This is a genomic window from Enterobacter sp. A103, assembly GCF_034427535.1.
GTDB lineage: Bacteria > Pseudomonadota > Gammaproteobacteria > Enterobacterales > Enterobacteriaceae > Enterobacter > Enterobacter asburiae_B.
Map to the genome: position 1 here is coordinate 46,819 of NZ_JAXQPQ010000010.1, position 26,338 is coordinate 73,156.

At 57.6% G+C, this 26,338-nt stretch carries 26 protein-coding genes; 22 read left to right on the top strand and 4 right to left on the bottom strand.

The annotated features are described in order from the left end of the window. The first annotated feature begins 21 nt into the window (after positions 1–21). From livH to ugpQ, 9 genes are all read left to right on the top strand, one after another. Entirely contained in the window at positions 22–948 is a 927-nt protein-coding gene (livH, locus tag SPH27_RS19615; protein ID WP_008500099.1) for a high-affinity branched-chain amino acid ABC transporter permease LivH, read from the top strand. Beyond that, a complete protein-coding gene (gene livM, locus SPH27_RS19620) occupies positions 945–2,222 on the top strand; it encodes a branched chain amino acid ABC transporter permease LivM (RefSeq protein ID WP_023310023.1) in 1,278 nt (425 codons plus the stop codon). Before livH ends, livM begins: the two co-directional genes overlap by 4 nt. Further along, complete coding sequence (gene livG, locus SPH27_RS19625) at positions 2,219–2,986, top strand: high-affinity branched-chain amino acid ABC transporter ATP-binding protein LivG (protein WP_023310024.1); 768 nt, start codon at positions 2,219–2,221, stop codon at positions 2,984–2,986. The genes livM and livG overlap by 4 nt, the downstream gene beginning before the upstream one ends. Position 2,987: 1 nt before the next feature. Further along, positions 2,988–3,701, top strand: coding sequence for a high-affinity branched-chain amino acid ABC transporter ATP-binding protein LivF (livF, locus tag SPH27_RS19630; RefSeq protein WP_008500102.1), 714 nt, complete (start codon positions 2,988–2,990; stop codon positions 3,699–3,701). A gap of 351 nt (positions 3,702–4,052) precedes the next feature. Further along, complete coding sequence (ugpB, locus tag SPH27_RS19635) at positions 4,053–5,369, top strand: sn-glycerol-3-phosphate ABC transporter substrate-binding protein UgpB (protein ID WP_023310025.1); 1,317 nt, start codon at positions 4,053–4,055, stop codon at positions 5,367–5,369. A gap of 125 nt (positions 5,370–5,494) precedes the next feature. Beyond that, positions 5,495–6,382: a sn-glycerol-3-phosphate ABC transporter permease UgpA gene (gene ugpA, locus SPH27_RS19640; RefSeq protein WP_023310026.1), complete on the top strand. Its 888-nt coding sequence runs from the start codon at positions 5,495–5,497 to the stop codon at positions 6,380–6,382. Then, positions 6,379–7,224: a sn-glycerol-3-phosphate ABC transporter permease UgpE gene (ugpE, locus tag SPH27_RS19645; RefSeq protein WP_033144397.1), complete on the top strand. Its 846-nt coding sequence runs from the start codon at positions 6,379–6,381 to the stop codon at positions 7,222–7,224. Before ugpA ends, ugpE begins: the two co-directional genes overlap by 4 nt. A 1-nt stretch (position 7,225) precedes the next feature. Beyond that, positions 7,226–8,296, top strand: a complete 1,071-nt coding sequence (locus SPH27_RS19650) for a sn-glycerol-3-phosphate import ATP-binding protein UgpC (protein ID WP_182072261.1) — start codon at positions 7,226–7,228, stop codon at positions 8,294–8,296. Beyond that, on the top strand, positions 8,293–9,039 hold the full coding sequence (gene ugpQ / locus SPH27_RS19655) for a glycerophosphodiester phosphodiesterase (RefSeq protein WP_045888354.1): 747 nt from the start codon (positions 8,293–8,295) through the stop codon (positions 9,037–9,039). Before SPH27_RS19650 ends, ugpQ begins: the two co-directional genes overlap by 4 nt. Here the strand turns inward: ugpQ and SPH27_RS19660 are convergent. Beyond that, positions 9,023–9,400: a DUF2756 family protein gene (locus SPH27_RS19660; protein WP_033144399.1), complete on the bottom strand. Its 378-nt coding sequence runs from the start codon at positions 9,398–9,400 to the stop codon at positions 9,023–9,025. The two genes, ugpQ and SPH27_RS19660, sit on opposite strands and share 17 nt — an antisense overlap. A gap of 123 nt (positions 9,401–9,523) precedes the next feature. On the opposite strand from SPH27_RS19660, the gene ggt reads away from it, so the two are divergent. After that, positions 9,524–11,269, top strand: coding sequence for a gamma-glutamyltransferase (gene ggt / locus SPH27_RS19665; RefSeq protein ID WP_182072263.1), 1,746 nt, complete (start codon positions 9,524–9,526; stop codon positions 11,267–11,269). 105 nt (positions 11,270–11,374) lie between these two features. Here the strand turns inward: ggt and yhhY are convergent, their stop codons facing one another. Continuing rightward, a complete protein-coding gene (yhhY, locus tag SPH27_RS19670) occupies positions 11,375–11,863 on the bottom strand; it encodes an N-acetyltransferase (RefSeq protein WP_182072265.1) in 489 nt (162 codons plus the stop codon). Between the two features lie 256 nt (positions 11,864–12,119). On the opposite strand from yhhY, the gene SPH27_RS19675 reads away from it, so the two are divergent. From SPH27_RS19675 to gntU, 5 genes are all read left to right on the top strand, one after another. Further along, complete coding sequence (locus SPH27_RS19675) at positions 12,120–13,157, top strand: oxidoreductase (protein WP_182072267.1); 1,038 nt, start codon at positions 12,120–12,122, stop codon at positions 13,155–13,157. A gap of 122 nt (positions 13,158–13,279) precedes the next feature. Then, positions 13,280–13,975 carry a pirin family protein gene (locus tag SPH27_RS19680; RefSeq protein WP_003861565.1) on the top strand — a complete coding sequence of 232 codons (696 nt, stop codon included), beginning with the start codon at positions 13,280–13,282 and terminating at the stop codon, positions 13,973–13,975. A 101-nt stretch (positions 13,976–14,076) separates the two neighbouring features. Next, a complete protein-coding gene (gntR, locus tag SPH27_RS19685; RefSeq protein ID WP_021242747.1) occupies positions 14,077–15,072 on the top strand; it encodes a gluconate operon transcriptional repressor GntR in 996 nt (331 codons plus the stop codon). Positions 15,073–15,198: 126 nt separating this feature from the next. Further along, positions 15,199–15,726, top strand: coding sequence for a gluconokinase (gntK, locus tag SPH27_RS19690; RefSeq protein ID WP_008503362.1), 528 nt, complete (start codon positions 15,199–15,201; stop codon positions 15,724–15,726). A 3-nt stretch (positions 15,727–15,729) separates the two neighbouring features. Further along, entirely contained in the window at positions 15,730–17,070 is a 1,341-nt protein-coding gene (gntU, locus tag SPH27_RS19695) for a gluconate transporter (protein WP_010436459.1), read from the top strand. A 119-nt stretch (positions 17,071–17,189) separates the two neighbouring features. Here the strand turns inward: gntU and plsB are convergent, their stop codons facing one another. Next, positions 17,190–19,610: a glycerol-3-phosphate 1-O-acyltransferase PlsB gene (plsB, locus tag SPH27_RS19700; RefSeq protein WP_033144402.1), complete on the bottom strand. Its 2,421-nt coding sequence runs from the start codon at positions 19,608–19,610 to the stop codon at positions 17,190–17,192. 154 nt (positions 19,611–19,764) lie between these two features. Between plsB and SPH27_RS19705 the strand changes: the two genes are divergently transcribed. The 4 genes from SPH27_RS19705 (at position 19,765) to SPH27_RS19720 (ending at position 22,581) form a co-directional block, all read left to right on the top strand. After that, the gene (locus SPH27_RS19705) at positions 19,765–20,133 is read left to right on the top strand and encodes a diacylglycerol kinase (protein WP_048980859.1); all 369 of its coding nucleotides are present in this window, start codon (positions 19,765–19,767) and stop codon (positions 20,131–20,133) included. A gap of 108 nt (positions 20,134–20,241) precedes the next feature. Beyond that, on the top strand, positions 20,242–20,850 hold the full coding sequence (lexA, locus tag SPH27_RS19710; RefSeq protein WP_023310039.1) for a transcriptional repressor LexA: 609 nt from the start codon (positions 20,242–20,244) through the stop codon (positions 20,848–20,850). A gap of 63 nt (positions 20,851–20,913) precedes the next feature. Beyond that, positions 20,914–22,251, top strand: coding sequence for an MATE family efflux transporter DinF (gene dinF, locus SPH27_RS19715; protein WP_182072268.1), 1,338 nt, complete (start codon positions 20,914–20,916; stop codon positions 22,249–22,251). A gap of 120 nt (positions 22,252–22,371) precedes the next feature. Then, entirely contained in the window at positions 22,372–22,581 is a 210-nt protein-coding gene (locus SPH27_RS19720) for a CsbD family protein (protein WP_014830284.1), read from the top strand. Positions 22,582–22,650: 69 nt separating this feature from the next. On the opposite strand, the gene zur is transcribed toward SPH27_RS19720, so the two are convergent. Then, complete coding sequence (gene zur, locus SPH27_RS19725; RefSeq protein ID WP_182072270.1) at positions 22,651–23,163, bottom strand: zinc uptake transcriptional repressor Zur; 513 nt, start codon at positions 23,161–23,163, stop codon at positions 22,651–22,653. Between the two features lie 115 nt (positions 23,164–23,278). Between zur and SPH27_RS19730 the strand changes: the two genes are divergently transcribed. The 3 genes from SPH27_RS19730 (at position 23,279) to dusA (ending at position 26,328) form a co-directional block, all read left to right on the top strand. Beyond that, entirely contained in the window at positions 23,279–23,767 is a 489-nt protein-coding gene (locus SPH27_RS19730; protein ID WP_029741577.1) for a cupin domain-containing protein, read from the top strand. Positions 23,768–23,939: 172 nt separating this feature from the next. Then, positions 23,940–25,250, top strand: coding sequence for a conjugal transfer protein TraF (locus SPH27_RS19735; protein ID WP_064672990.1), 1,311 nt, complete (start codon positions 23,940–23,942; stop codon positions 25,248–25,250). An 82-nt stretch (positions 25,251–25,332) separates the two neighbouring features. After that, entirely contained in the window at positions 25,333–26,328 is a 996-nt protein-coding gene (dusA, locus tag SPH27_RS19740; RefSeq protein ID WP_045355242.1) for a tRNA dihydrouridine(20/20a) synthase DusA, read from the top strand. The last annotated feature ends 10 nt before the right edge of the window (positions 26,329–26,338 follow it).

Here is a 26,338-nt window from a genome sequence, read left to right on the forward strand (position 1 = left end):
CGGGTATAAAAAGGTTTGCATATGTCCGAGCAGTTTCTCTATTTCCTGCAGCAGATGTTTAACGGCGTTACGCTGGGAAGCACCTACGCGCTGATCGCCATCGGCTATACGATGGTTTACGGCATTATCGGCATGATCAACTTCGCCCACGGCGAGGTGTACATGATCGGTAGCTACGTCTCCTTTATGATTATCGCCGCCCTGATGATGATGGGCATCGACAGCAGCTGGCTGCTGGTCGCCGCCGGGTTTGTCGGCGCGATCGTGATTGCCAGCGCCTACGGCTGGAGCATTGAACGCGTGGCCTACCGGCCGGTGCGCAGCTCCAAGCGTTTGATTGCGCTTATTTCCGCGATCGGGATGTCGATCTTCCTGCAAAACTACGTCAGCCTGACCGAAGGCTCGCGCGACGTGGCGCTGCCAAGCCTGTTTAACGGCCAGTGGATTGTGGGGGCCAGCGAAAACTTCGCGGCCTCTATCACCACCATGCAGCTGGTTATCTGGGTCGTGACCTTTATAGCGATGCTCGCCCTGACGCTGTTCATCCGCTACTCGCGTATGGGACGCGCCTGCCGCGCCTGCGCGGAAGACCTGAAGATGGCGAGCCTGCTCGGCATCAACACCGACCGCGTGATTGCCCTGACCTTCGTGATTGGCGCCGCGATGGCGGCGGTGGCGGGCGTCCTGCTCGGCCAGTTCTACGGCGTGATCAATCCGTACATCGGCTTCATGGCCGGGATGAAAGCCTTCACCGCGGCGGTTCTGGGCGGTATCGGCAGTATTCCGGGCGCGATGATCGGCGGCCTGATCCTGGGCGTGGCCGAAGCGCTCTCCTCGGCGTACCTGAGCACGGAGTATAAAGACGTGGTGTCGTTTGCCCTGCTGATTCTGGTTCTGCTGGTGATGCCTACCGGTATTCTGGGCCGTCCGGAGGTAGAGAAAGTATGAAACCGATGCATTTTGCAATGGCGCTGCTCTCTGCCGCCATGTTCTTCGTGCTGGCCAGCGTCTTTATGGGCGTCCAGCTTGAGCTGAATGGCACCAAACTGGTTGTCGATACCGCTGCTGACATCCGCTGGCAGTGGGTATTTATCGGTACGGCCGTGGTGTTCCTGTTCCAGCTGCTGCGTCCGCTGTTCCAGAAGACGCTGAAAAACGTCTCCGGGCCGAAATTCGTCCTGCCGGCAATCGACGGTTCTACGGTTAAGCAGAAGCTGTTCCTCGTGGCGCTGCTGGTGGCCGCCGTGGCATGGCCGTTCGTGGTGTCACGTGGCACCGTGGATATCGCCACCCTGACCATGATCTACGTGATTCTCGGCCTCGGTCTGAACGTGGTCGTGGGGCTCTCGGGCCTGCTGGTGCTGGGCTACGGCGGCTTCTACGCCATCGGCGCCTATACCTTCGCGCTGCTGAACCACTATTACGGTCTCGGCTTCTGGACCTGCCTGCCGCTGGCGGGGCTGGTCTCTGCCGCAGCAGGCTTCCTGCTGGGCTTCCCGGTACTGCGCCTGCGCGGTGACTACCTGGCGATTGTGACCTTAGGCTTCGGCGAAATCGTCCGTATCCTGCTGCTCAACAACACCGAAGTGACCGGCGGCCCGAACGGCATCAGCCAGATCCCGAAACCGACCTTCTTCGGCCTGGAATTCAGCCGTACCGCCCGCGAAGGCGGCTGGGATACCTTCAGCAACTTCTTCGGCGTGAAGTATGACCCGTCCGACCGCGTGATCTGGCTCTATCTGGTGGCGCTGCTGCTGGTGGTGATTACCCTGTTCGTGATCAACCGCCTGCTGCGCATGCCGCTGGGCCGCGCGTGGGAAGCGCTGCGCGAGGATGAGATCGCCTGCCGCTCCCTGGGCCTGAACCCGACCCGCATCAAGCTGACCGCGTTCACCATCAGCGCCGCGTTTGCCGGTTTCGCCGGAACGCTGTTTGCCGCACGTCAGGGCTTCGTTAGCCCGGAATCGTTCACCTTCGCCGAATCCGCCTTTGTGCTGGCGATTGTGGTGCTCGGCGGGATGGGCTCGCAGTTCGCCGTTATCCTCGCGGCCATCCTGCTGGTGGTCTCCCGCGAGCTGATGCGCGACTTTAACGAATACAGCATGCTGATGCTGGGTGGTTTGATGGTGCTGATGATGATCTGGCGTCCGCAGGGTCTGCTGCCGATGACCCGTCCACAGCTGAAGCTGAAGAACGGGCAAGCGAAAGGAGAGCAGGCATGAGTCAGCCATTATTATCCGTTAACGGCCTGATGATGCGTTTTGGCGGCCTGCTGGCGGTCAACAACGTGAATCTGGATCTGCACAAGAAAGAGATTGTCTCCCTGATTGGCCCGAACGGCGCCGGGAAAACCACGGTCTTTAACTGTCTGACCGGCTTCTACAAGCCGACGGGCGGTACCATCATGCTGCGCGACCAGCACCTGGAAGGGCTGCCGGGCCAGCAGATCGCCCGCATGGGCGTGGTGCGTACCTTCCAGCACGTGCGTTTGTTCCGCGAGATGACGGTGATTGAGAACCTGCTGGTGGCACAGCATCAGCAGCTAAAAACCGGGCTGTTCTCCGGCCTGCTGAAAACCCCGGCCTTCCGCCGCGCGCAGGATGAAGCGCTTGACCGCGCCGCCACCTGGCTTGACCGAATTGGCTTGCTGCAGCACGCCAACCGTCAGGCGAGCAACCTGGCCTACGGCGATCAGCGTCGCCTGGAGATCGTGCGCTGCATGGTGACGCAGCCGGAAATCCTGATGCTCGACGAACCGGCGGCAGGGCTCAACCCGAAAGAGACCAAAGAGCTGGACGAGCTGATTGCCGAGCTGCGCGACAGTCACGACACCACCATCCTGCTGATTGAGCACGACATGAAGCTGGTGATGGGCATTTCGGACCGTATCTACGTGGTAAACCAGGGCACGCCGCTGGCAAACGGCACGCCGGAAGAGATCCGCAATAACCCGGACGTGATCCGCGCATACCTTGGTGAGGCATAAGATGGAAAAAGCGATGTTAACGTTCGACAAGGTCAACGCGCACTACGGCAAGATCCAGGCGCTGCACGACGTCAGCCTGCACATCAATCAGGGTGAAATCGTGACCCTGATTGGCGCCAACGGCGCGGGCAAAACCACGCTGCTCGGCACCCTGTGCGGCGACCCGCGCGCCACCAGCGGGCGGATTGTGTTCGATGGTAAAGACATTACCGACTGGCAGACTGCCAGGATCATGCGCGAGGCGGTGGCGATTGTTCCGGAAGGGCGCCGCGTCTTCTCCCGCATGACGGTGGAAGAGAACCTGGCGATGGGCGGTTTCTTCGCTCACCGCGATGAATACCAGACCCGCATCAAGTGGGTGTACGAACTCTTCCCGCGCCTGTGGGAGCGCCGCATCCAGCGTGCGGGCACCATGTCCGGCGGTGAGCAGCAGATGCTGGCGATTGGCCGCGCGCTGATGAGCCAGCCCCGCCTGCTGCTGCTGGATGAACCGTCGCTCGGTCTGGCGCCGATCATCATTCAGCAGATCTTCGACACCATCGAGCAGCTGCGCAAAGAGGGGATGACCATCTTCCTCGTCGAGCAGAACGCCAACCAGGCGCTGAAGCTCGCCGATCGTGGCTACGTGCTGGAGAACGGCCGCGTGGTGCTGGAGGATACCGGCGACGCGCTGCTGGCGAACGAGGCGGTGCGGAGCGCGTATCTGGGCGGATAGGTAAAAGCAAAAAGGCAACGCAAGTTGCCTTTTTTAATGTTTTCTCCCTCTCCCCGTGGGAGAGGGTCGGGGTGAGGGCACCAGACCGCACGAGGTAAAAGCAAAAAGGCAACGCAAGTTGCCTTTTTTAATGTTTTCTCCCTCTCCCCGTGGGAGAGGGGCGGGGTGAGGGCACCAGACAGCACCTAAACCACCCCCCCAGCCCCTTTCACACAACCATCATCCCCCTGACGCCTGGCTGTCACTTATCTGTAAACAAACAGTTATTTTTCTGTCATTCGAGCATGTCATGTTACCTCGCGAGCATAAAACGCGTGATATCGCGCATCCGGCACAATAAGAGAGATGACAATGACATCGTTACGACACACAGCTTTGGGTCTGGCACTGGGTCTGGCTTTTGCGACGAACGCAATGGCTGTCACCACCATTCCGTTCTGGCATTCCATGGAAGGGGAGTTGGGTAAAGAAGTTGACTCCCTGGCGCAGCGTTTCAACGACACCCATCCGGATTACAAAATTGTGCCGGTGTACAAAGGCAACTACGAGCAGAGCCTGAGCGCGGGCATCGCCGCCTTCCGTACCGGTAACGCACCTGCGCTGTTGCAGGTTTATGAAGTGGGTACCGCCACCATGATGGCCTCCAAAGCCATCAAACCGGTCTATGAAGTGTTCAAAGAAGCGGGCATCAACTTCGATGAGTCGCAGTTCGTGCCGACCGTAGCGGGTTACTACACCGATTCCAAAACCGGCCACCTGCTGTCTCAGCCGTTTAACAGCTCCACGCCGGTGCTGTACTACAACAAAGACGCCTTCAAAAAAGCCGGTTTAGACCCGGAGCAGCCGCCTAAAACCTGGCAGGACCTGGCGGAGTACACCGCGAAGCTGAAAGCGGCGGGGATGAAGTGCGGCTACGCCAGCGGCTGGCAGGGCTGGATCCAGATTGAAAACTTCAGCGCCTGGCACGGCCTGCCGGTTGCGACCAAAAACAACGGCTTCGACGGCACCGACGCGGTCCTGGAGTTCAACAAGCCTGAGCAGGTGAAGCATATCGCGCTGCTTGCCGATCTGAACAAGAAGGGCGACTTCAGCTACTTCGGACGTAAAGACGAATCCACCGAGAAGTTCTACAACGGCGACTGCGCCATTACCACCGCCTCGTCCGGTTCGCTGGCGGATATCCGCCACTACGCCAAATTCAACTACGGCGTGGGCATGATGCCGTACGATGCTGACGTGAAGGGCGCACCGCAGAACGCCATCATCGGCGGAGCGAGCCTGTGGGTGATGCAGGGTAAAGACAAGGGCACCTACAAAGGCGTAGCCGAATTCCTCGACTTCCTGGCGAAGCCTGAAAACGCCGCCGAATGGCACCAGAAGACCGGCTACCTGCCGATCACCAAAGCCGCGTACGACCTGACCCGCGAGCAGGGCTTCTACAGCAAGAACCCGGGCGCGGACATTGCGACGCGTCAGATGCTGAACAAGCCGCCGTTGCCGTTCACCAAAGGCCTGCGTCTGGGCAACATGCCGCAGATCCGCACCATCGTGGATGAAGAGCTGGAAAGCGTGTGGACCGGTAAGAAAACGCCACAGCAGGCGCTGGACTCTGCGGTAGAGCGCGGGAATCAGCTGCTGCGCCGCTTTGAGCAGTCGACCAAATCGTAATTCAAACCTGCCCCTCACCCTAACCCTCTCCCATAGGGGAGAGGGGACTGCGCGGAGCCGTCTTTTCTCCCTCGCCCCTTTGGGGAGAGGGCCGGGGTGAGGGGGAATACCTACAGAGCAAACCTATGTCATCATCCCGTCCGGTGTTCCGTTCCCGCTGGCTGCCCTATCTTCTGGTCGCGCCGCAGCTGGTCATTACCGTTATCTTCTTTATCTGGCCTGCGGGCGAAGCGCTGTGGTACTCGGTACAAAGCGTCGACCCGTTCGGGCTTTCCAGCCAGTTTGTTGGCCTGGACAACTTTACCGCACTGTTCCACGACAGCTACTACCTGGACTCCTTCTGGACGACGATGAAGTTCAGCGCGCTGGTGACCGTCAGCGGTCTGGTTGCCTCGCTGTTTTTCGCCGCGCTGGTGGACTACGTGGTGCGCGGCAGCCGTATTTATCAAACCCTGATGCTGCTGCCTTACGCCGTGGCTCCCGCCGTCGCCGCCGTACTGTGGATCTTTCTGTTTAACCCGGGGCGCGGGTTGATTACCCATTTCCTGGCCGAACTGGGCTACGACTGGAACCATGCCCAGAACAGCGGTCAGGCGATGTTCCTGGTGGTGTTCGCCTCGGTGTGGAAGCAGATCAGCTACAACTTCCTGTTCTTCTTTGCCGCGCTGCAGTCCATTCCGCGCTCGCTGGTGGAAGCCGCGGCGATTGACGGGGCAGGGCCTATTCGTCGCTTCTTCAGGCTGTCGCTGCCGCTGATCGCCCCGGTGAGTTTCTTCCTGCTGGTGGTTAACCTCGTGTACGCCTTCTTCGACACCTTCCCGGTGATCGACGCGGCGACCGCAGGCGGCCCGGTGCAGGCGACCACCACGCTGATTTACAAAATCTACCGCGAAGGCTTTGCGGGGCTGGATCTCTCCGCCTCCGCCGCGCAGTCGGTTGTGCTGATGTTCCTCGTTATCATCCTCACGGTGGTGCAGTTCCGCTATGTCGAAAGCAAGGTGCGCTACCAATGATTGAGAACCGTCGCGGGCTGACGATTTTCAGCCATACCATGCTGATTTTAGGGATTATCGTCATCCTCTTCCCGCTGTACGTGGCGTTTGTCGCCGCCACGCTGGACACCAAAGCGGTGTTCGACACGCCGATGACGCTGATCCCCGGCGGGCATCTGTTCGAGAACATGAAGACCATCTGGACTCAGGGCGTGGGCGCCAACAGCGCACCGTTCTGGCTGATGATGCTCAACAGCTTCATCATGGCGTTTGGCATTACGGTCGGCAAAATTACGGTGTCGATGCTTTCGGCCTTCGCCATCGTCTGGTTCCGCTTTCCGCTGCGTAACCTCTTCTTCTGGATGATTTTTATCACCCTGATGCTACCGGTAGAGGTGCGTATCTTCCCGACGGTAGAAGTGATTGCCAACCTGAAGCTGCTCGACAGCTACGCGGGCTTAACCCTGCCGCTGATGGCCTCGGCGACCGCCACCTTCCTGTTCCGCCAGTTCTTTATGACCCTGCCGGACGAGCTGATTGAAGCGGCGCGTATCGACGGCGCGTCGCCGATGCGCTTCTTCCGCGACATCGTGCTGCCGCTGTCGAAAACCAACCTCGCGGCGCTGTTTGTGATCACCTTTATCTACGGCTGGAACCAGTACCTGTGGCCGCTGCTGATTATTCAGGACGTTAACCTCGGCACCGCCGTGGCGGGCATCAAAGGCATGATCGCCACTGGCGAAGGCACCACCCTCTGGAACCAGGTGATGGCGGCGATGCTGCTCACCCTTATCCCACCCGTAGTCATTGTTTTAGCCATGCAGCGCGCGTTTGTCCGCGGCCTGGTCGATAGCGAGAAATAAGATGGCAGGTTTAAAACTTCAGGCAGTAACCAAAAGCTGGGACGGTAAAACCCAGGTGATTCAGCCGCTGACGCTCGACGTGGCGGACGGGGAATTCATCGTGATGGTCGGCCCGTCCGGCTGCGGCAAATCCACCCTGCTGCGCATGGTGGCGGGGCTGGAGCGCGTGACCTCCGGGGATATCTGGATTGATCGTCAGCGAGTCACCGAAATGGAGCCGAAAGACAGAGGCATTGCGATGGTGTTCCAGAACTACGCTCTCTATCCGCACATGAGCGTGGAAGAGAACATGGCCTGGGGGCTGAAAATCCGCGGCATGGGCAAAGGCCATATCGACGAGCGCGTGAAAGAAGCGGCGCGCATTCTCGAGCTGGACGGACTGCTGAAGCGCCGCCCGCGCGAGCTTTCCGGCGGCCAGCGCCAGCGCGTGGCGATGGGGCGCGCCATCGTGCGCGATCCGGCGGTATTCCTGTTCGACGAGCCGCTGTCTAACCTCGACGCCAAGCTGCGCGTGCAGATGCGTCTTGAGCTGCAGCAGCTGCACCGTCGCCTGAACACTACCTCCCTGTACGTGACCCACGATCAGGTCGAAGCCATGACCCTCGCCCAGCGCGTGATGGTGATGAACAAAGGCATCGCCGAGCAGATTGGCACCCCGGTGGAGGTGTATGAGAAACCGGCCACCCGCTTTGTGGCGAGCTTTATCGGCAGCCCGGCAATGAACTTGCTGGAAGGGCGTATCAGCAGCGCGGGCACGCATTTTGAGCTGGAAAGCGGGATGGCGTTGCCGATCAACTGGTACTATCGTGGCTACGCCGGGCGTAAGATGACGCTCGGTATCCGCCCCGAGCATATCGTTTTAACCTCTCAGGCGGACGGCGGCGTGCCGCTGGTGATGGACACGCTGGAGATGTTGGGTGCAGATAACCTGGCGCACGGGCGCTGGGGCGAACAAAAAATGGTGATGCGCCTGGCGCATCAGGAGCGTCCGAAAGCAGGCAGCACGCTGTGGCTGCACCTGCCGGAAAACCATCTGCACCTGTTTGACGGTGAAACAGGACAACGAGTATGAGCAACTGGCCTTATCCCCACGTCGTCGCCCACCGGGGCGGCGGTAAGCTGGCGCCGGAGAACACCCTGGCGGCGATTGACGTTGGCGCGCGCTACGGTCACACGATGATCGAGTTCGACGCCAAGCTGTCGAAAGACGGCGAAATTTTCCTGCTGCATGACGATAACCTCGAACGCACCAGCAACGGCTGGGGCGTGGCGGGCGAGCTGCCGTGGCGCGATCTGCTGAAGGTGGACGCCGGAAGCTGGTACAGCGGCGAATTCAAAGGTGAACCGCTGCCGCTGCTGGCGGAAGTGGCCGATCGCTGTCGCCAGCACGGCATGATGGCCAATATCGAAATCAAACCGACCACCGGCACCGGGCCGCTGACGGGCAAAGTCATTGCCCTGGCCGCGCGCGAGCTGTGGGAAGGGATGACCGCACCGCTGCTGTCATCATTTGAAATCGATGCGCTGGAGGCCGCACAGGCGGCCGTACCGGAGCTGCCGCGCGGGCTGCTGCTTGACGAGTGGCGCGAGGACTGGCGCGAGCTGACGACACGCTTAGCGTGCGTTTCTATCCATCTCAACCACAGGCTGCTGGATGAGGCGCGGGTGAAGATGCTGAAGGACGCGGGCCTGCATATTCTGGTCTACACGGTTAACAAACCCCAGCGCGCAGCCGAACTGCTGCGCTGGGGCGTGGACAGCATCTGTACCGATGCAATCGACCTGATCGGCCCGGACTTTAGTTCTGCGGATTAAGCATACTGCCATTCGACTGCGGCGGCAGCATGTGCTGCTGTCCGCTGCCTGACGACGTCATTCCTCCTAACATCCCGCCGTTTTTATTCGGCAGCGGCTGCTCGCGCACCTGCCCCTGCTGCACGCGCTGGGTGTTGGCGTTCATCTGATTTTGCAGGCTTTGCTGCTGCATCTGGGTCTGCGTTTTAAGCTGCTGATTAAGCATTCCTTTCTGCTGCTGTTGCTGGCTCATCATCTCCGTCTGCATACGCTGCTGGCTCGGGATAACGTAACCCTGCTGGTTCGGGTTGTTCATGGTGTTGAGTGGCTGTGCGAGCGCGGCAAACGGGATCAGCGCCGTAAGGATCCATAAGCGTTTCATTGTCATTTCCTCCTTTTGAGGTCTCTCTTAAGTTTACCCCGATTTCACCATGACGATGATTTTTTAGGAGTTGTGAACCAGGCTTAAGCGGGGAATATGGATCCCTTCACCTGGAGAACAATAATGATGAAACCAACGTTTTTGCGCTGGGTCGCCATCGCCGCGCTGATGGCTGGCGGTACATTTAGCGTGGCGGCCAACCCGCCAGCGGCGCCTCCGGTCTCTTACGGCGTGGAGGAAGATGTTTTTCATCCCGTGCGGGCAACCCATGGCATGGTGGCGTCGGTGGATGCGCTGGCAACCAAAGTGGGCGTCGATATTCTCAGGCAGGGCGGTAACGCGGTGGATGCAGCGGTCGCCGTCGGCTATGCGCTGGCGGTGACGCATCCGCAGGCGGGGAACCTGGGCGGCGGCGGCTTTATGATGCTGCGTACCAAAGACGGCAAAACCACCGCCATCGATTTCCGCGAAATGGCGCCTTCTCAGGCGTCCCGCGATATGTTCCTCGACGATCAGGGTAACCCTGACAGCAAAAAATCCCTGACTTCGCACCTCGCCACCGGCACGCCGGGCACCGTTGCGGGCTTCTGGCTGGCGCTGGAAAAATACGGCACGATGCCGCTGAACAAGGTGGTGCAGCCTGCCATCAAGCTGGCGCGCGACGGCTTTGTGGTAAACGATGCGCTGGCGGACGATCTCAAGACCTACGGCAGCGAGGTCATTCCGAATCACGAAAACAGCAAGGCCATCTTCTGGAAAGACGGTGAGCCCCTGAAGAAGGGCGATAGGCTGGTGCAGAAGAACCTCGCCAAAAGCCTGGAGCTGATTGCGGAGCACGGTCCGGACGCCTTCTACAAAGGGGCAATTGCCGACCAGATTGCGGAAGAGATGCAAAAGAACGGCGGGCTCATCACCAAAGCGGATCTTGCGGAATACAAGGCGGTGGAGCGCGAGCCGATTAGCGGTACCTATCGCGGATACGAGGTCTTCTCCATGCCGCCGCCGTCTTCCGGTGGGATCCACATCGTGCAGATCCTCAATATTCTCGAAAACTTCGATATGCACAAGTTCGGCTTCGGCAGCGCGGACGCCATGCAGGTGATGGCGGAAGCGGAAAAACGCGCCTACGCCGACCGGTCGGAATATCTCGGCGATCCGGACTTCGTGAAGGTGCCGTGGCAGGCGCTGACCAACAAGGCATATGCCAAATCCATTGCCGATCAGATTGACATCAACAAGGCCAAACCGTCGAGCGAGATCCGCCCCGGCAAGCTGGCGCCGTACGAAAGCAACCAGACCACCCACTTCTCGGTGGTGGATAAAGACGGTAACGCGGTGGCGGTGACGTACACGCTCAACACCACCTTCGGCACCGGGATTGTGGCGGGCAACAGCGGTATTCTGCTGAACAACGAGATGGATGACTTCTCTGCCAAGCCTGGCGTGCCGAACGTCTACGGGCTTGTCGGCGGTGATGCCAACGCCGTCGGGCCGAAGAAGCGTCCGCTGTCGTCCATGTCGCCCACCATTGTCGTGAAAGACGGGAAAACCTGGCTGGTAACCGGCAGCCCTGGCGGCAGCCGTATTATCACCACCGTGCTACAAATGGTGGTGAACAGCATCGACTTTGGCATGAACGTCGCCGAAGCGACCAACGCCCCGCGTTTCCATCACCAGTGGCTGCCGGACGAGCTGCGCGTCGAGAAGGGCTTTAGCCCGGATACCATCAAGCTGCTGGAACAGCGCGGTCAAAAGGTGGCGTTGAAAGAGGCGATGGGCAGCACCCAGAGCATTATGGTGGGGCCGGACGGGGCGCTGTTTGGCGCGTCGGACCCGCGTTCGGTAGATGATTTGTCGGCGGGGTATTAACGATCCCCTCACCCTAACCCTCTCCCCTGTGGGGAGAGGGGATTGCACGGTGCGGTCTTTTCTCCCTCGCCCCTGTGGGGAGAGGGCCGGGGTGAGGGGAGTGTGTCACTTCATTCGCGCCATATAATACGCGTCCACATACTCGCCGTTGCGCAGGGCATAGCGTTTGCCGGTGCCTTCAATTTCGAACCCGTGTTTTTTGTACACCGCAATCGCCGGTTCGTTATCGACAAATACCGTCAGCTCAATGCGGTCAACGCGCAGCCAGTTATCGCACATATCAATCATAGTGCGCATCAGAGCGCTGGCAACGCCCCGGTTTTGCCACTGCGCGCCGACACAAATCCCAAAATCAGCCACATGGCTGCGGCGCGGGCGTTGCGCGACGACGATGCACAGATGGCCGGCGACATGACCGTCTATGCAGGCGACGAGCTGCTTGATGCCGGGCTGGTCGGATAGCCGTTCTTGCCACATTTGCTCAGAGGGATGAGGAACCTGTAGTGTGTTGTGGTACACCTCCGGCTGGGCGTGGATCTGACGAATGGCGTCATAATCTTTCGGTTCCGCATGGAGTATCACTATCTCACTCATTCCTTGTTCCTCAGTCAGTTAAACGTCCCTTTCAACATCAATGACTTTAAAATTTGAGTCAACCGCTATTTTTTGCAAAAAGTATTGGACAAGTGCGAATGAGAATGATTATTATTGCTCTGCATTCAGGAAGACCGCTACGGGAACCTGAAAGCACGACATTGCTCACATTGCTTCCAGTATTACTTTAGCCAGCTTTTAGCTGGCTTTTTTTTTGTTATGGTTAGACTCAGTAACCTTCCAAAAGGACTGAGCCATGACACTACATTGCGCATTTATTGGATTTGGTAAAAGTACGACCCGCTACCACCTGCCGTATGTTCTCAACCGTAAAGACAGCTGGCACGTCGCGCACATCTTCCGCCGCCGCGCGAAGCCGGAAGAGCAATCCCCGCAGTATTCTCATATCCATTTCACCAGCGATCTTGATGAAGTACTTAACGATCCGCAGGTCAAACTGGTTGTTGTCTGCACCCACGCCGACAGCCATTTTGACTATGCGAAACGCGCGCTGGAAGCGGGTAAAAACGTGCTGGTGGAAAAGCCGTTCACCCCGACCATCGCCGAAGCAAAAGCGCTGTTCGCGCTGGCGAAAAGTAAAGGCCTGACCGTTACGCCGTATCAGAACCGTCGCTTTGACAGCTGCTTCCTGACGGCGAAAAAGGCGATTGAAAGCGGCAAGCTGGGCGACATTGTGGAAATCGAAAGCCACTTCGATTACTACCGTCCGGTGGCGGAAACCCAACCCGGCCTGCCGCAGGACGGCTCGTTCTATGGTCTGGGCGTGCATACGATGGACCAGATCATCTCCCTGTTTGGCCGACCGGATCATGTCGCATACGACATCCGCAGCCTGCGTAATAAAGCCAACCCGGACGACACCTTTGAAGCGCGGCTGTTCTACGGCGACCTGAAGGCCATCGTCAAAACCAGCCATCTGGTGAAAATCGACTATCCGAAATTTATCGTTCACGGCACCCGAGGCTCGTTCATCAAGTACGGCATCGACCAGCAGGAGACCAGCCTGAAGGCCAACATCATGCCGGGTGAGCCGGGCTTTGCGGCGGATGATTCCGTGGGCATTCTGGAATACGTAAACGATGAGGGCGTGACGGTCAGGGAAGAGATGAAACCGGAAATTGGCGACTATGGCCGCGTCTACGATGCGCTGTATGAAACTCTCACCACTAGCGCGCCGAATTACGTCAAGGAATCTGACGTTCTGACCAACCTGGAAATCCTCGAGCGGGCCTTTGAGCAGGCTTCTCCTGCCACGGTAACCCTCGCGAAATAAGCAAAAACGGCTCCTCTGCGCTTGTTCATAATTTTTGAACAGAGGAGTCAATTTTCACCCTCTATGATCCCAGGCGGTTTACGTCCACACTTACTCCATCGAAACGAACTGAGGGTGAAACAATGATCTACTTACGCAAAGCAAACGAACGTGGTCACGCGAATCATGGCTGGCTGGACTCATGGCATTCATTCTCGTTTGCCGACTACTACGACCCGAACTTCATGGGCTTCTCCGCACTGCGCGTGATTAACGACGACGTGATTGATGCAGGCCAGGGCTTCGGTACCCACCCGCACAAAGACATGGAAATCCTGACCTATGTGCTGGAAGGGGCGGTGGAACACCAGGACAGCATGGGCAACAAAGAGCAGGTTCCGGCGGGCGAGTTCCAGATTATGAGTGCGGGTACCGGGGTGCGTCACTCCGAGTACAACCCGAGCAAAACGGAAAAACTGCACCTGTATCAAATCTGGATCATTCCAGAAGAGACCGGCATCACGCCGCGCTACGAGCAGCGCCGCTTCGACGCGAAACAGGGCAAACAGCTGGTGCTGTCCCCGGATGCGCGTGAAGGTTCCCTGAAGGTGCATCAGGATATGGAGCTGTACCGCTGGGCGCTGGCGAAAGACGAACAGTCTGTGCACCAGATTGCCGCCAACCGCCGCGTCTGGATCCAGGTGGTGAAAGGTGAAGTGTCCATCAACGGCACCAAAGCGACAACCGCCGATGGCCTGGCCGTCTGGGATGAGCAGGCGCTTTCCGTGCATGCCGACAGCGAAAGTGAAATTCTGCTGTTTGACCTGCCGCCGGTGTAATAAATCATAAATAAATGCCCATCCTTCCCTTTGGCAGGGGAAGGATGGGCTTTGTCCGTGATAAACTGAGCGAATCTCTCACTTCAAGATTTCTCAGGACGATGAAAAAGAAACGCCCCGTACTTCAGGATGTCGCCGATCGCGTCGGTGTGACCAAAATGACGGTCAGCCGTTTTTTACGTAACCCGGAACAGGTTTCCGTGGCGTTGCGTGGCAAGATTGCCGCGGCCCTTGATGAACTGGGTTATATCCCCAACCGCGCGCCCGATATTCTCTCCAATGCGACCAGCCGTGCGGTGGGCGTCCTGCTTCCTTCCCTGACCAACCAGGTTTTCGCCGAAGTTTTGCGCGGCATTGAAAGCGTCACCGATGCTTTTGGCTATCAGACCATGCTCGCCCACTACGGGTACAAGCCGGAACTGGAAGAAGAACGTCTTGAATCGATGCTTTCCTGGAACATCGACGGCCTGATTTTAACCGAACGTACCCACACTGCCCGCACGCTCAAAATGATTGAAGTGGCCGGTATCCCGGTGGTGGAGCTGATGGACAGTCAGTCGCCGTGCCTCGATATCGCCGTGGGGTTCGATAACTTCGAAGCGGCGCGCCAGATGACGGCGGCGATCATCGCTCGCGGTCATCGTCATATCGCCTATCTGGGTGCGCGTCTTGATGAACGTACTATCATCAAACAGAAGGGATACGAGCAGGCGATGCTCGACGCGAACCTAACCCCGTACAGCGTGATGGTGGAACAGTCCTCTTCCTATACGTCGGGTATTGAGCTGATGCGTCAGGCACGACGCGAGTATCCGCAACTGGACGGTATTTTCTGTACCAACGATGACCTTGCGGTTGGCGCGGCGTTTGAGTGCCAGCGTCTGGGGCTCAAGATCCCGGATGATATGGCAATTGCCGGTTTCCACGGCCACGACATTGGCCAGGTGATGGAGCCGCGTCTGGCGAGCGTCCTGACCCCGCGTGAACGTATGGGCCGCATTGGCGCAGAACGCCTGCTGGCGCGCATTCGTGGCGAGACGGTTACCCCAAAAATGTTAGATTTAGGTTTCACCTTGTCACCGGGTGGATCTATTTGAACTGACAAATTTGAAGTAGCTCACACTTATTCACTTCGCGCACGTTTGGATATTGCTTCTCTTTTGCCCCGGCAGGACAATGTTACCGATAACTGTTACCCGTAACAATTGACTGAGGGACACCCTTTGAGCACGACTAATCACGATCACCACGTCTACGTCCTGATGGGCGTTTCCGGTAGCGGGAAATCAGCCGTAGCCAGCGAAGTGGCGCATCAACTCCAGGCTGCGTTCCTTGATGGCGACTTCCTCCATCCGCGCAGCAACATCATGAAAATGGCCTCCGGCGAGCCGCTGAACGACGACGACCGCAAACCGTGGTTGCAGGCGCTGAATGACGCCGCGTTCGCCATGCAGCGCACCAACAAAGTCTCCCTGATCGTCTGCTCTGCGCTGAAAAAAACCTACCGCGACCTGCTGCGCGACGGTAACCCGAACCTCTCTTTCATCTACCTGAAAGGGGACTTCGAGGTGATTGAAAGCCGCCTGAAGGCGCGTAAAGGTCACTTCTTCAAAACCCAGATGCTGGTGACGCAGTTCGAAGCGCTGCAGGAGCCGGGTGAAGATGAGAAAGACGTCTTAGTGGTTGATATCGATCAGTCACTGGAAGGTGTTGTTGCCAGCACCATCGAGGTCATTAATAAAAGGCAGTAAGTTTTGAGTACATTAACGCTAGTTTTGACAGCAGTGGGTTCCGTGTTGCTGCTGCTGTTTTTAGTGATGAAGGCGCGTATGCACGCTTTTGTCGCTTTGATGGTGGTTTCTATAGGTGCAGGTCTCTTTTCCGGTATGCCGCTCGACAAGATCGCCGCGACGATGGAAAAAGGGATGGGCGGTACGCTGGGCTTCCTGGCGATTGTGGTCGCCCTTGGCGCGATGTTTGGCAAGATTTTGCACGAGACGGGCGCGGTCGACCAGATTGCCGTCAAGATGCTGAAATCCTTCGGTCACAGCCGCGCGCACTACGCGATTGGTCTGGCTGGTCTGATTTGCGCGCTGCCGCTGTTCTTCGAAGTGGCCGTAGTGCTGCTGATAAGCGTCGCGTTCTCCATGGCGCGCCATACCGGCACTAACCTCGTGAAGCTGGTTATTCCGCTGTTTGCGGGCGTGGCGGCGGCCGCAGCGTTCCTGCTGCCTGGGCCTGCGCCGATGCTGCTGGCGTCTCAGATGCACGCTGACTTTGGCTGGATGATCCTGATTGGACTGTGCGCGGCAATCCCGGGGATGATTATTGCCGGTCCGCTGTGGGGCAACTTCATCAGCCGTTACGTTGAGCTGCATATTCCGGACGACATCACCGAGCCGCACCTGGGCGAGGGCAAAATGCCGTCCTTCGGCTTCAGCCTGTCGCTGATCCTGCTCCCGCTGGTTCTCGTGGGTCTGAAAACCATCGCCGCGCGCTTTGTGCCGGTGGGTTCCAGCGCCTACGAATGGTTCGAGTTCATCGGTCACCCGTTCACGGCGATCCTGGTGGCCTGTCTGGTGGCGATTTACGGCCTGGCGATGCGTCAGGGAATGCCGAAAGATCGGGTGATGGAGATCTGCGGTGCCGCGCTGCAGCCTGCGGGCATTATCCTGCTGGTGATCGGCGCTGGCGGCGTGTTCAAGCAGGTGCTGGTGGATTCCGGCGTAGGCCCAGCTCTGGGCGAAGCGCTGACCGGGATGGGCCTGCCGATTGCGGTCACCTGCTTCGTGCTGGCTGCGGCGGTGCGTATCATCCAGGGTTCCGCAACCGTGGCGTGCTTAACCGCCGTGGGTCTGGTGATGCCGGTGATTGAACAGCTGAACTACTCCGGTGCGCAGATGGCGGCGCTGTCTATCTGTATCGCGGGCGGTTCGATTGTGGTCTCTCACGTTAACGACGCGGGCTTCTGGCTGTTCGGTAAATTTACCGGCGCCACCGAAGCGCAAACCCTGAAAACCTGGACGCTGATGGAAACCATCCTCGGCACGACGGGTGCCATTGTCGGGATGATTGCTTTCACACTGCTGAGCTGAATGCGGTGATTTAACAAGGCTCAAAAATAAGGCCCGGTAGCGTTAACGCTTACCGGGCCTTTATATTATGCAGAACGCCAGGCCGGGTCAGGTAAAACCACCAACCCGGCTTTTTCACATCACTCGCCCTGCGTCGCGCTCTCGATCGTCAAACGCACATCTGACGTAATGAGTTCGGCCAGCATCTGGTACACCTTCAGCGTCTCTTCCGGCTCGGCATCACCCGTATCGCTGATGTAGCCTTCGTCACGCAGCGTCAGGACCAGAGAGCTGAAGACCGCTTTGTCGAAGAATTCCGGGGCGTTAATGCCGTGCAGAACGGACAGGCGCTGTGCCAGCGTCCGGCTCTCTTTCTCCAGCGTGCCGCGGTTGATAGACGGGTTCGCACTCAGCAGCCAGAACGTAATGGCGTAGCGCTGCAGCGTTTCGCGCGCACCGGCAGCAAGCAGTTGCAGGGTTCGGGAACGCGACGGATTGATGTGCAGCTCGTCGTTTGAGACGGTGATCAGCCCCTGACGACGCAGCTCTTCCGTCAGTTTGTCCAGTTCGCCCGCCAGCTCGTCTTTGCTCCAGCGCAGGAACAGCTCCGCTTTCAGCATCGGATAGAGCGTCTCAACGTGACGCAATAGCTCCTGACGCGAAATACGGCGATGCTGGGTGATGATAGCCGCCATGAGTGACGGCAGCATCAGCATATGGGTGATGTTGTTGCGGTAGTAGGTCATCAGCACTGCCTGCTCGCGCGGCAGAATGATGATGTCGCCGATCGTGTCCTTTTCGACTTCAAACTTGTTCATCTGCAGCGCGTGATCGATAAGCTCACTGGCGGTAGCAGAAGGCACGGTTGAATCAACGGAATACGGCACGTTGCGCATCATGTCCAGATAGCAATCCAGCTGCTCCGTGAGCTGTTCGCGGGTCAGCGAGCGCTGACGCGAAGCCAGAAGCGCCGTACAGCACAGGTTCATGGCGTTAGCCGCACCGGCGTTGTTAATACGCACCATCAGCTCGGACGCGATGCCGTTGACCGTTGGCGTCAGCCAGGCCGGACGAATCGCTTCGATAGGATCGATGGATTCACGCCACTCGGGAACGTGATGGTTCAGATACGTCATCAGCGGCATCGGTTCGCCGAAGTTCACGTAGCCCTGACCGAGATTGCGTAGCTTGCTCAAGCCGCGAAGCATCTGCGGCAGGCTCTCTTTCTCTTTGGTCGCACCGCGCAGCTCTTTGGCGTACGTGCCCACTTCCATCACGTGCTCATAGCCAATGTAGATTGGCACCAGCGTGATTGGACGGGTTCCTCCGCGCAGCATCGCCTGAATGGTCATCGACAGCGTGCCGGTCTTCGGATCGAGCAGACGTCCGGTACGGGAACGACCGCCCTCCACGAAGTACTCCACGGAATAGCCTCGGCTGAACAGCTCGCCCAGATACTCGCGGAACACGGTGGAGTAGAGCTTGTTGCCCTTGAAGGTGCGACGGATAAAGAACGCGCCCAGGCGGCGGAAAATCGGACCTGCTGGCCAGAAATTCAGGTTGATACCGGCAGCAATGTGCGGCGGTACCAGCCCCTGGTGATAGAGCACGTAGGAAAGAAGCAGGTAGTCCATGTGGCTGCGGTGGCAGGGAACATAGACAATCTCATGGCCATCGTGCGCCAGCTGACGCACACGTTCGGCATTATGAACGTTGATGCCCTGATACAGGCGGTTCCAGGTAAAGCCGAGAATACGATCGGACAGGCGAATCATCTCGTAAGAGAAGTTCGCTGCAATCTCTTCCATCAGCGCAATGGCGTTCTGCTGGGCTTTCTCATGCGATATTTTCTTGCTGCGCGCTTCGTCTTCAACGGCGCGGGCAATCGCTTTGGAGGCCAACAGCTTGTTGAACAGATCCTGACGCGCCGGGAGACGCGGCCCTACGGCAGCGAGGCGCTGGCGCGCGAAGTGCATACGCGCCACGCGCGCCAGTTTTTGCGCGATGATCTTGTCGGTACCGTGCTCGTCCGCCATTCGACGCAGCGAAACGGAAGGGGAGAAACGCACAAAGCTGTCGCGTCCCAGCCAGGAGACCGCGAAGAACTTCTGGATGCCGTTAAGCATGCGCAGCGGCGGGTTCTCTTCACCTTTTTCACGGCCCGGACGACGACCAAACATCACCGATACCGGCACCATCTGCACATCCAGATCGGGGTTGCTGCGGTGCAGGTCAAGATAGTCGTGGAACAGCTTGATGGACTCTTCTTTTGGCGTGTAGTAGGTAAACACGCGCGGTCCACCGTGAATGAACACGTAGCGCGGCAGCAGCGTACCGTCAACTTCAAGCGGTTCAAGCGGGTCCGGTAAGTCATGCGCCAGACACTGGGCGCGAAGCGTCAGTAAGTCTGCCTTCGAGTTATAAGGCAAAACGTACATAATAGGACGCGAGGTATCGAGCCCCAATTCCAGCGCGGGTTCTGCTGGGATAGACTTGCTTTTTACCAGGATGCTTAATGGTAAATTAAGTAATTTGTAGTAAATTCGTGGCCAGCCGGACATAAACGATGTAAAGCCTCTGGTTAATAATGCAATTGCGGCGCAAGGATAACAGAAAGCGCGCAAAATTTCTGTTGTTACCCGTCATACTTCAGGCTGTAGCGAAACGCGCTACAGTTCCTGTTACTGACGCTTTTTTTCATAAAAGGTTCTTTTAATGGCCAATAATACCACTGGGTTAACGCGTATCATCAAAGCCGCCGGCTATTCATGGAAAGGTTTCCGTGCCGCGTGGATCAACGAAGCCGCCTTTCGCCAGGAGGGCGTCGCCGCTATCATCGCGGTGATCATCGCCTCTTTCCTTGATGTTGATGCTATTACCCGCGTACTTCTAATCGGTTCCGTGCTTCTGGTGATGATAGTGGAAATTCTTAATAGCGCTATTGAAGCCGTTGTTGATCGCATTGGTTCAGATTTCCACGAGCTTTCTGGCCGCGCAAAAGACATGGGCTCTGCTGCCGTGTTGCTGGCGATTATCACTGCCGTTATCACCTGGGTCACGCTGCTTTGGTCACATTTCCGATGAGCCTCGAGGAATAATTAAGTCCCTGGTTTTTTGTGCAGTTTTTGGTTCCAAAATCGCCTTTGACTGTATATACTCACAGCATAACTGTATATACACCCAGGGGGCGGAATGAAAGCGTTAACGACCAGGCAGCAAGAGGTGTTTGATCTCATCCGGGATCATATCGGCCAGACGGGTATGCCACCCACGCGTGCGGAAATCGCGCAGCGTCTGGGCTTCCGTTCTCCGAATGCTGCCGAAGAACACCTGAAAGCGCTGGCGCGTAAAGGCGTGATTGAGATTGTTTCAGGCGCGTCACGCGGTATCCGCCTGCTGGTGGAAGAAGAGACGGGCATTCCGCTGATAGGCCGTGTTGCTGCCGGTGAGCCTTTACTGGCACAGCAGCATATTGAAGGCCACTACCAGGTCGATCCTGGCATGTTCAAACCGAGCGCAGATTTCCTGCTGCGCGTTAGCGGTATGTCGATGAAAGACATCGGTATTCTTGATGGCGATCTGCTTGCGGTGCACAAAACGCAGGATGTGCGTAACGGCCAGGTAGTTGTCGCGCGCATTGATGATGAAGTTACCGTCAAGCGTCTGAAAAAACAGGGTAACACCGTTCAGTTGCTGCCTGAAAACAACGAGTTCTCCCCGATTGTGGTCGATCTCCGCGAACACAACTTCTCTATCGAAGGACTGGCGGTTGGGGTCATTCGCAACGGTGAATGGCTGTAATCTCTTCCTGACAGGCTATGGCGCCGCTGTAGCCTGCTTCATTCTCCACTCCCGGTATTTTTCATGTCACTGCTGACGGAATCAGATAAGGCATTGTGGCGTCTTGCTCTGCCGATGATTTTCTCCAATATCACCGTGCCCTTGCTGGGGCTGGTCGATACTGCCGTTATTGGTCATCTTGATTCGCCTGTTTATCTTGGCGGCGTGGCGATTGGCGCGACGGCAACCAGCTTCCTGTTTATGCTGCTGCTCTTTTTGCGCATGAGCACCACCGGGCTCACGGCACAGGCTTATGGTGCAAAAGATCCGCTGCGTCTGGCGCGCGCGCTGGTCCAGCCGCTGATCCTTGCGCTTGGCGCGGGAGTGTTAATCGTTTTATTACGTACGCCTTTGATCGACCTTGCGCTCCATGTTGTCGGCGGCAGCGAGGCGGTACTGGCTCAGGCGCGCCGTTTCCTTGAAATTCGCTGGCTCAGCGCGCCCGCCTCGCTGGCAAACCTGGTTCTGCTGGGGTGGCTACTGGGCGTGCAGTACGCCCGTGCGCCAGTGATTTTGCTGGTGGCAGGCAACCTTCTCAACATTGTGCTGGATGTCTGGCTGGTAATGGGCCTGCATATTAACGTGCGGGGCGCGGCGCTGGCGACGGCGATTGCCGAATACGGAACCTTGATTATCGGTCTGTGGATGGTCTGGCGCGTGCTGGCGATGCGCGGGATCTCCCTGGCACTGCTCAAAACCGCATGGCGCGGCAATATCCGTAAGCTGCTGGCGCTCAATCGTGACATCATGCTGCGCTCGCTGCTGCTTCAGCTCTGCTTCGGCGCGCTGACGGTTTTCGGGGCCCGACTGGGGCCAGAAATCGTCGCGGTCAACGCGGTATTGATGACGCTGCTGACCTTTACCGCCTACGCGCTGGACGGATTTGCCTATGCGGTAGAAGCGCATTCCGGGCAGGCGTACGGGGCGCGCGAAAGCGGGCAGCTTAGGGACGTCTGGCGGGCAGCCTGCCGCCAGTCTGGGCTGGTGGCGCTGGCGTTCGGCCTGGTTTACGCCTGCTTTGGTGAGCAAATAGTCGCGTTGCTTACGTCTATCCCTGCGCTGCGCGAGCTGGCGAGTCACTATCTCATCTGGCAAGTCATCTTACCGGTGGTCGGCGTCTGGTGTTATCTGCTGGACGGCATGTTCATTGGTGCGACGCGCGGAGCGGAAATGCGTAACAGCATGGCGGTCGCGGCGGCCGGGTTTGGTCTGACGCTGCTGACGCTTCCCTGGCTGGGTAATCACGGTTTGTGGCTGGCCCTGGCCGTTTTCCTCTCGCTGCGAGGGATATCGCTGGCTTTTATCTGGCACCGCCACTGGCAAAACAATACCTGGTTCCCTTCACGTCACGATATATCGTGACGGTTAAAGATTCCGAATATGAAATCAACTGCCGAATCCTTAACTACAATAATTATCACGTCCAGCAGAAAAGAACGTAACGGACGTTACGAACCGACGCTTAACTAAGAGGACACGATGATGAATAAAGACGAAATCGGCGGCAACTGGAAGCAGTTCAAAGGTAAAGCGAAAGAACAGTGGGGTAAGCTGACTGATGACGATATGACCGTCATCGAAGGTAAACGCGATCAGCTTGTCGGTAAAATCCAGGAGCGTTACGGCTACGCGAAAGATCAGGCGGAAAAAGAAGTGGGCGACTGGGAAAAACGCAACGACTACCGCTGGTAACCGGGCTATACCCGCAAGTACAAGGAAGTACACCCTGAGGGCGGCCATGAGCCGCCTTTGCTTTTACTGCTAACGCGGTTTTTTCTTCACAAGAATAGAGTGGTCGTGCTGACATGCGTCCTGATGACGGCAGGCTTCCACTTCCACGCAGGCACAGCACAGCCCGTGCGCTTCAATCACGTTATGACGCAGGGCAAAACCCATTTTCGCCGCCAGCGTATGCATAATATCTTCCACGCCTTCCGCAGCCTCTTCTTTCACCACGCCGCAGCGGTCGCAGATAAACATCGCCGATGTATGGGTGGGCTGATCGAACAGATGGCACAACACATAGCTGTTTGTGGACTCAACTTTGTGCACGAATCCTTGTTCCAGCAGGAAATCCAGGGCGCGATACACGGTCGGTGGTTTCGCCTGCGGCTCGCTTTCGCGGAGCAGGTCCAGCAGATCGTAAGCGCTGATGGCACCCTGCTGCAGGCTCATCAGACGTAAGACTTCAAGGCGCTGCGGAGTCAGGCGCACATTGCGTTGCGCACACAGCTTTTCGGCCTGCGCTAACAGCTCTTTTGTGGACTTATCCATTTAGCACCCCGGATGTTATAGGACGGAAAACCCTCACTTTATCATGTTCTGGTAAAAACGCCGAGATCCGCCAGTCTGTGCTATACCTGACCCATTGCAAAACGGGAAATAAACAATGAAAAAACCTGACTGTATTCGGCACTGGCGCGACGTTGAAGGCGCGGATGATTCGACCTATCCAGATAGCGATGAGCGTTTTTCTATCGGCGCCCCGTTGGCTCGCAAGCTTGGGCTCGGGCGCATTGGTATCCATCATGAGCGTTTACCGCCCGGGCGCAGAACGTCCTATCCGCATGCGGAAAGCGACGAAGAAGAGTTCATTTACGTGCTCGAAGGTCATCCAGAAGCGTGGATTAATGGCTATTTATGGAAACTTGAACCGGGCGACAGCGTGGGGTTTCCTGCCGGAACCGGTATCTGCCACACCTTTATCAACAACACGGACGAAGAGGTGCGGTTACTGGTCGTTGGCGAGGCCAATAAGAAGCACAACCGCATCTACTATCCGCTCAACCCCGTGTATGCCGCCACGCGTGAGGATCGCTGGGTAGACCACCCGCCCCAGTTTTTTGGACCGCATGATGGAAAACCTGGGAAAAAATAATTTCCTCTTCTATAAATATTGAGGGCCGTCACAAAATATAACAGGCCGTAAGGGAGTTTTACTTAGGGATAGAAATAGCGGGTCTTTTACTACTTATTCACAGCAATAGTTCGTTCCTGTTTGGGTGATAACAGACAGGGGTTATTTCATAACAGACTATAACGGGCATACTGTGAAAAAAAATTTTAAATTTTCGGTGGTTAGTATCGCTGTTTCCTTGTTTATGGCAAATCAGGCGGGAGCAGCCAATACCTGGACAGAATCACGTAGCGACGCAATGGGTGGCACTGGCGTTGCCTCCGGGAGCTATGGTAGCGGGGCGTTAATCAACCCCGCGTTGCTGGCAAAGGCAAAACCGGACGATGATGTGACGGTCATTTTGCCGTCCGTTGGCGTACAGGTAACGGATGAGGACAATCTTCAGGACGAGATTGATACCATCAACGACAAAATCAATCACTATAAGGATGTGGTTGATGACCTCACGCCAAGGGAGATCATCACCAATCCGTTAGGTTCCATTAATCAATTCCAGGGCGCGGCCAAAGATCTGGCCGATGAGCTGGACTACCTCAAGGGCAAAACCGCACGCGCGACGGCAGGTGCAGGGCTTGCCGTGAGTATCCCTAACGATGTGCTTTCCGTGGCCTTTATGGCGAAAGGCTATGCCCATGGCCGGGTAAGCTCGTCTATCGATCAGCAAGATATTGATTATCTGCGCGGTATTCAACAAAGCAAAGCGGTGGCTGCCGGTGTTGCCCTGGACGCCGCGCTGAACGGCACGGATCAGATCACTAAAAATCTCAACTCAACGGCGTCTGGCCGGGCAGCGATTGTGTCCGACTATGGTGTTGCTGTTGCCCGTCAGTTTGACCTCGGCGGCGTCCCGGTTTCCGTGGGCGTGACGCCAAAACTGCAAAAAACCTGGGTCTATAACTACACCACGTCAATCTACGATTACGACAGTAATAAGTGGAACGACAGCCGCTACCGCACGGACGACACGGGCTTTAACGTCGATGCCGGTATCGCGGCTGATTTCGGCGAACACTGGACGGTTGGCGTGAGCGGTCAAAACCTGATGTCGCGCGATATCGACACCAAAGATATCCGTATCCGCAACGGCCGGACGGGAGAAGTGGTGAGCTACAAAGACACCTACCAGATCCGTCCGCTGGTGACCGCCGGCGCCGCCTGGCATAACGACCTGGTGACGCTGACCGCCGATGGCGATCTGACGGAAACCAAAGGCTTCAAGAGCGAAGATACGTCGCAGTACGTTGGCGTCGGTGCCGAGGTTACGCCGCTCAGCTGGCTGGCGGTGCGTGCGGGTTATCGCGCGGACGTGAAGGGTAACGACAGCAATGTCTTTACCGGCGGTGTCGGCTTCGCACCGTTCAGTACCGTTCATGTTGACCTGATGGGACTTTACGGTGAGGACGAAACCTGGGGCGCAGGGGCTCAGCTGAGCATGACGTTCTAAAGTCCACCGGAGGCGCTGCGCCTCCGGCTTTTCTTTGTGCTATAGTAGCGCCCCTTTTCCACCAGATGCTTAAAACTTCGCCATGTCGTCAGAATTACAGACCGCTTTCCCTGCACACCGTTTCTCCATTGCGCCGATGCTCGACTGGACGGACAGACACTGCCGCTACTTCCTGCGCCAGCTCTCCCGCCATACGCTGCTGTACACCGAAATGGTGACCACGGGCGCAATCATTCACGGGAAGGGCGACTATCTGGCCTATAGCGAAGAAGAGCATCCGGTTGCCCTGCAGCTGGGCGGCAGCGATCCGGCCGCGCTGGCGCAGTGCGCGAAGCTGGCGGAAGAACGCGGCTACGACGAGATCAACCTGAACGTTGGCTGCCCGTCCGACCGCGTGCAAAACGGCATGTTTGGCGCCTGTCTGATGGGGAATGCACAGCTGGTAGCGGACTGTATCAAGGCGATGCGCGATGTGGTCTCCATTCCGGTCACGGTCAAAACCCGTATCGGCATTGACGACCAGGACAGCTACGAATTCCTGTGCGACTTCATCAACACGGTATCCGGGAAAGGCGAGTGTGAGATGTTCATCATCCACGCGCGAAAAGCCTGGCTCTCCGGCCTCAGCCCGAAAGAGAACCGCGAGATCCCGCCGCTGGACTATCCGCGCGTGTATCAACTGAAGCGTGACTTTCCGCACCTGACGATGTCCATCAACGGCGGCATCAAGTCGCTGGAAGAGGCCAAAGCGCATCTGGCGCATATGGATGGCGTGATGGTCGGCCGCGAGGCGTATCAGAACCCGGGCATTCTGGCGACGGTCGATCGCGAAATCTTTGGTATCGAAGGCGCGGACACCGATCCGGTTGCCGTCGTGCGTGCGATGTACCCTTACATTGAGCGCGAGTTGAGTAATGGCACGTATCTCGGCCATATCACCCGCCATATGCTTGGCCTGTTCCAGGGGATTCCGGGCGCGCGTCAGTGGCGCCGCTACCTGAGCGAGAATGCGCATAAAGCCGGTGCCGATATTGAGGTGCTGGAACATGCGCTGCGACTGGTGGCAGACAAGCGATAACTTTCGCTAA

Coding starts and splice junctions, on each gene's coding strand:
- livH (WP_008500099.1), top strand. CDS start 22: ATGTCCGAGCAGTTTCTCTATTTCCTGCAGCAGATGTTTAACGGCGTT.
- livM (WP_023310023.1), top strand. CDS start 945: ATGAAACCGATGCATTTTGCAATGGCGCTGCTCTCTGCCGCCATGTTC.
- livG (WP_023310024.1), top strand. CDS start 2,219: ATGAGTCAGCCATTATTATCCGTTAACGGCCTGATGATGCGTTTTGGC.
- livF (WP_008500102.1), top strand. CDS start 2,988: ATGGAAAAAGCGATGTTAACGTTCGACAAGGTCAACGCGCACTACGGC.
- ugpB (WP_023310025.1), top strand. CDS start 4,053: ATGACATCGTTACGACACACAGCTTTGGGTCTGGCACTGGGTCTGGCT.
- ugpA (WP_023310026.1), top strand. CDS start 5,495: ATGTCATCATCCCGTCCGGTGTTCCGTTCCCGCTGGCTGCCCTATCTT.
- ugpE (WP_033144397.1), top strand. CDS start 6,379: ATGATTGAGAACCGTCGCGGGCTGACGATTTTCAGCCATACCATGCTG.
- SPH27_RS19650 (WP_182072261.1), top strand. CDS start 7,226: ATGGCAGGTTTAAAACTTCAGGCAGTAACCAAAAGCTGGGACGGTAAA.
- ugpQ (WP_045888354.1), top strand. CDS start 8,293: ATGAGCAACTGGCCTTATCCCCACGTCGTCGCCCACCGGGGCGGCGGT.
- SPH27_RS19660 (WP_033144399.1), bottom strand. CDS start 9,400: ATGAAACGCTTATGGATCCTTACGGCGCTGATCCCGTTTGCCGCGCTC.
- ggt (WP_182072263.1), top strand. CDS start 9,524: ATGATGAAACCAACGTTTTTGCGCTGGGTCGCCATCGCCGCGCTGATG.
- yhhY (WP_182072265.1), bottom strand. CDS start 11,863: ATGAGTGAGATAGTGATACTCCATGCGGAACCGAAAGATTATGACGCC.
- SPH27_RS19675 (WP_182072267.1), top strand. CDS start 12,120: ATGACACTACATTGCGCATTTATTGGATTTGGTAAAAGTACGACCCGC.
- SPH27_RS19680 (WP_003861565.1), top strand. CDS start 13,280: ATGATCTACTTACGCAAAGCAAACGAACGTGGTCACGCGAATCATGGC.
- gntR (WP_021242747.1), top strand. CDS start 14,077: ATGAAAAAGAAACGCCCCGTACTTCAGGATGTCGCCGATCGCGTCGGT.
- plsB (WP_033144402.1), bottom strand. CDS start 19,610: ATGTCCGGCTGGCCACGAATTTACTACAAATTACTTAATTTACCATTA.
- SPH27_RS19705 (WP_048980859.1), top strand. CDS start 19,765: ATGGCCAATAATACCACTGGGTTAACGCGTATCATCAAAGCCGCCGGC.
- lexA (WP_023310039.1), top strand. CDS start 20,242: ATGAAAGCGTTAACGACCAGGCAGCAAGAGGTGTTTGATCTCATCCGG.
- dinF (WP_182072268.1), top strand. CDS start 20,914: ATGTCACTGCTGACGGAATCAGATAAGGCATTGTGGCGTCTTGCTCTG.
- SPH27_RS19720 (WP_014830284.1), top strand. CDS start 22,372: ATGAATAAAGACGAAATCGGCGGCAACTGGAAGCAGTTCAAAGGTAAA.
- zur (WP_182072270.1), bottom strand. CDS start 23,163: ATGGATAAGTCCACAAAAGAGCTGTTAGCGCAGGCCGAAAAGCTGTGT.
- SPH27_RS19730 (WP_029741577.1), top strand. CDS start 23,279: ATGAAAAAACCTGACTGTATTCGGCACTGGCGCGACGTTGAAGGCGCG.
- dusA (WP_045355242.1), top strand. CDS start 25,333: ATGTCGTCAGAATTACAGACCGCTTTCCCTGCACACCGTTTCTCCATT.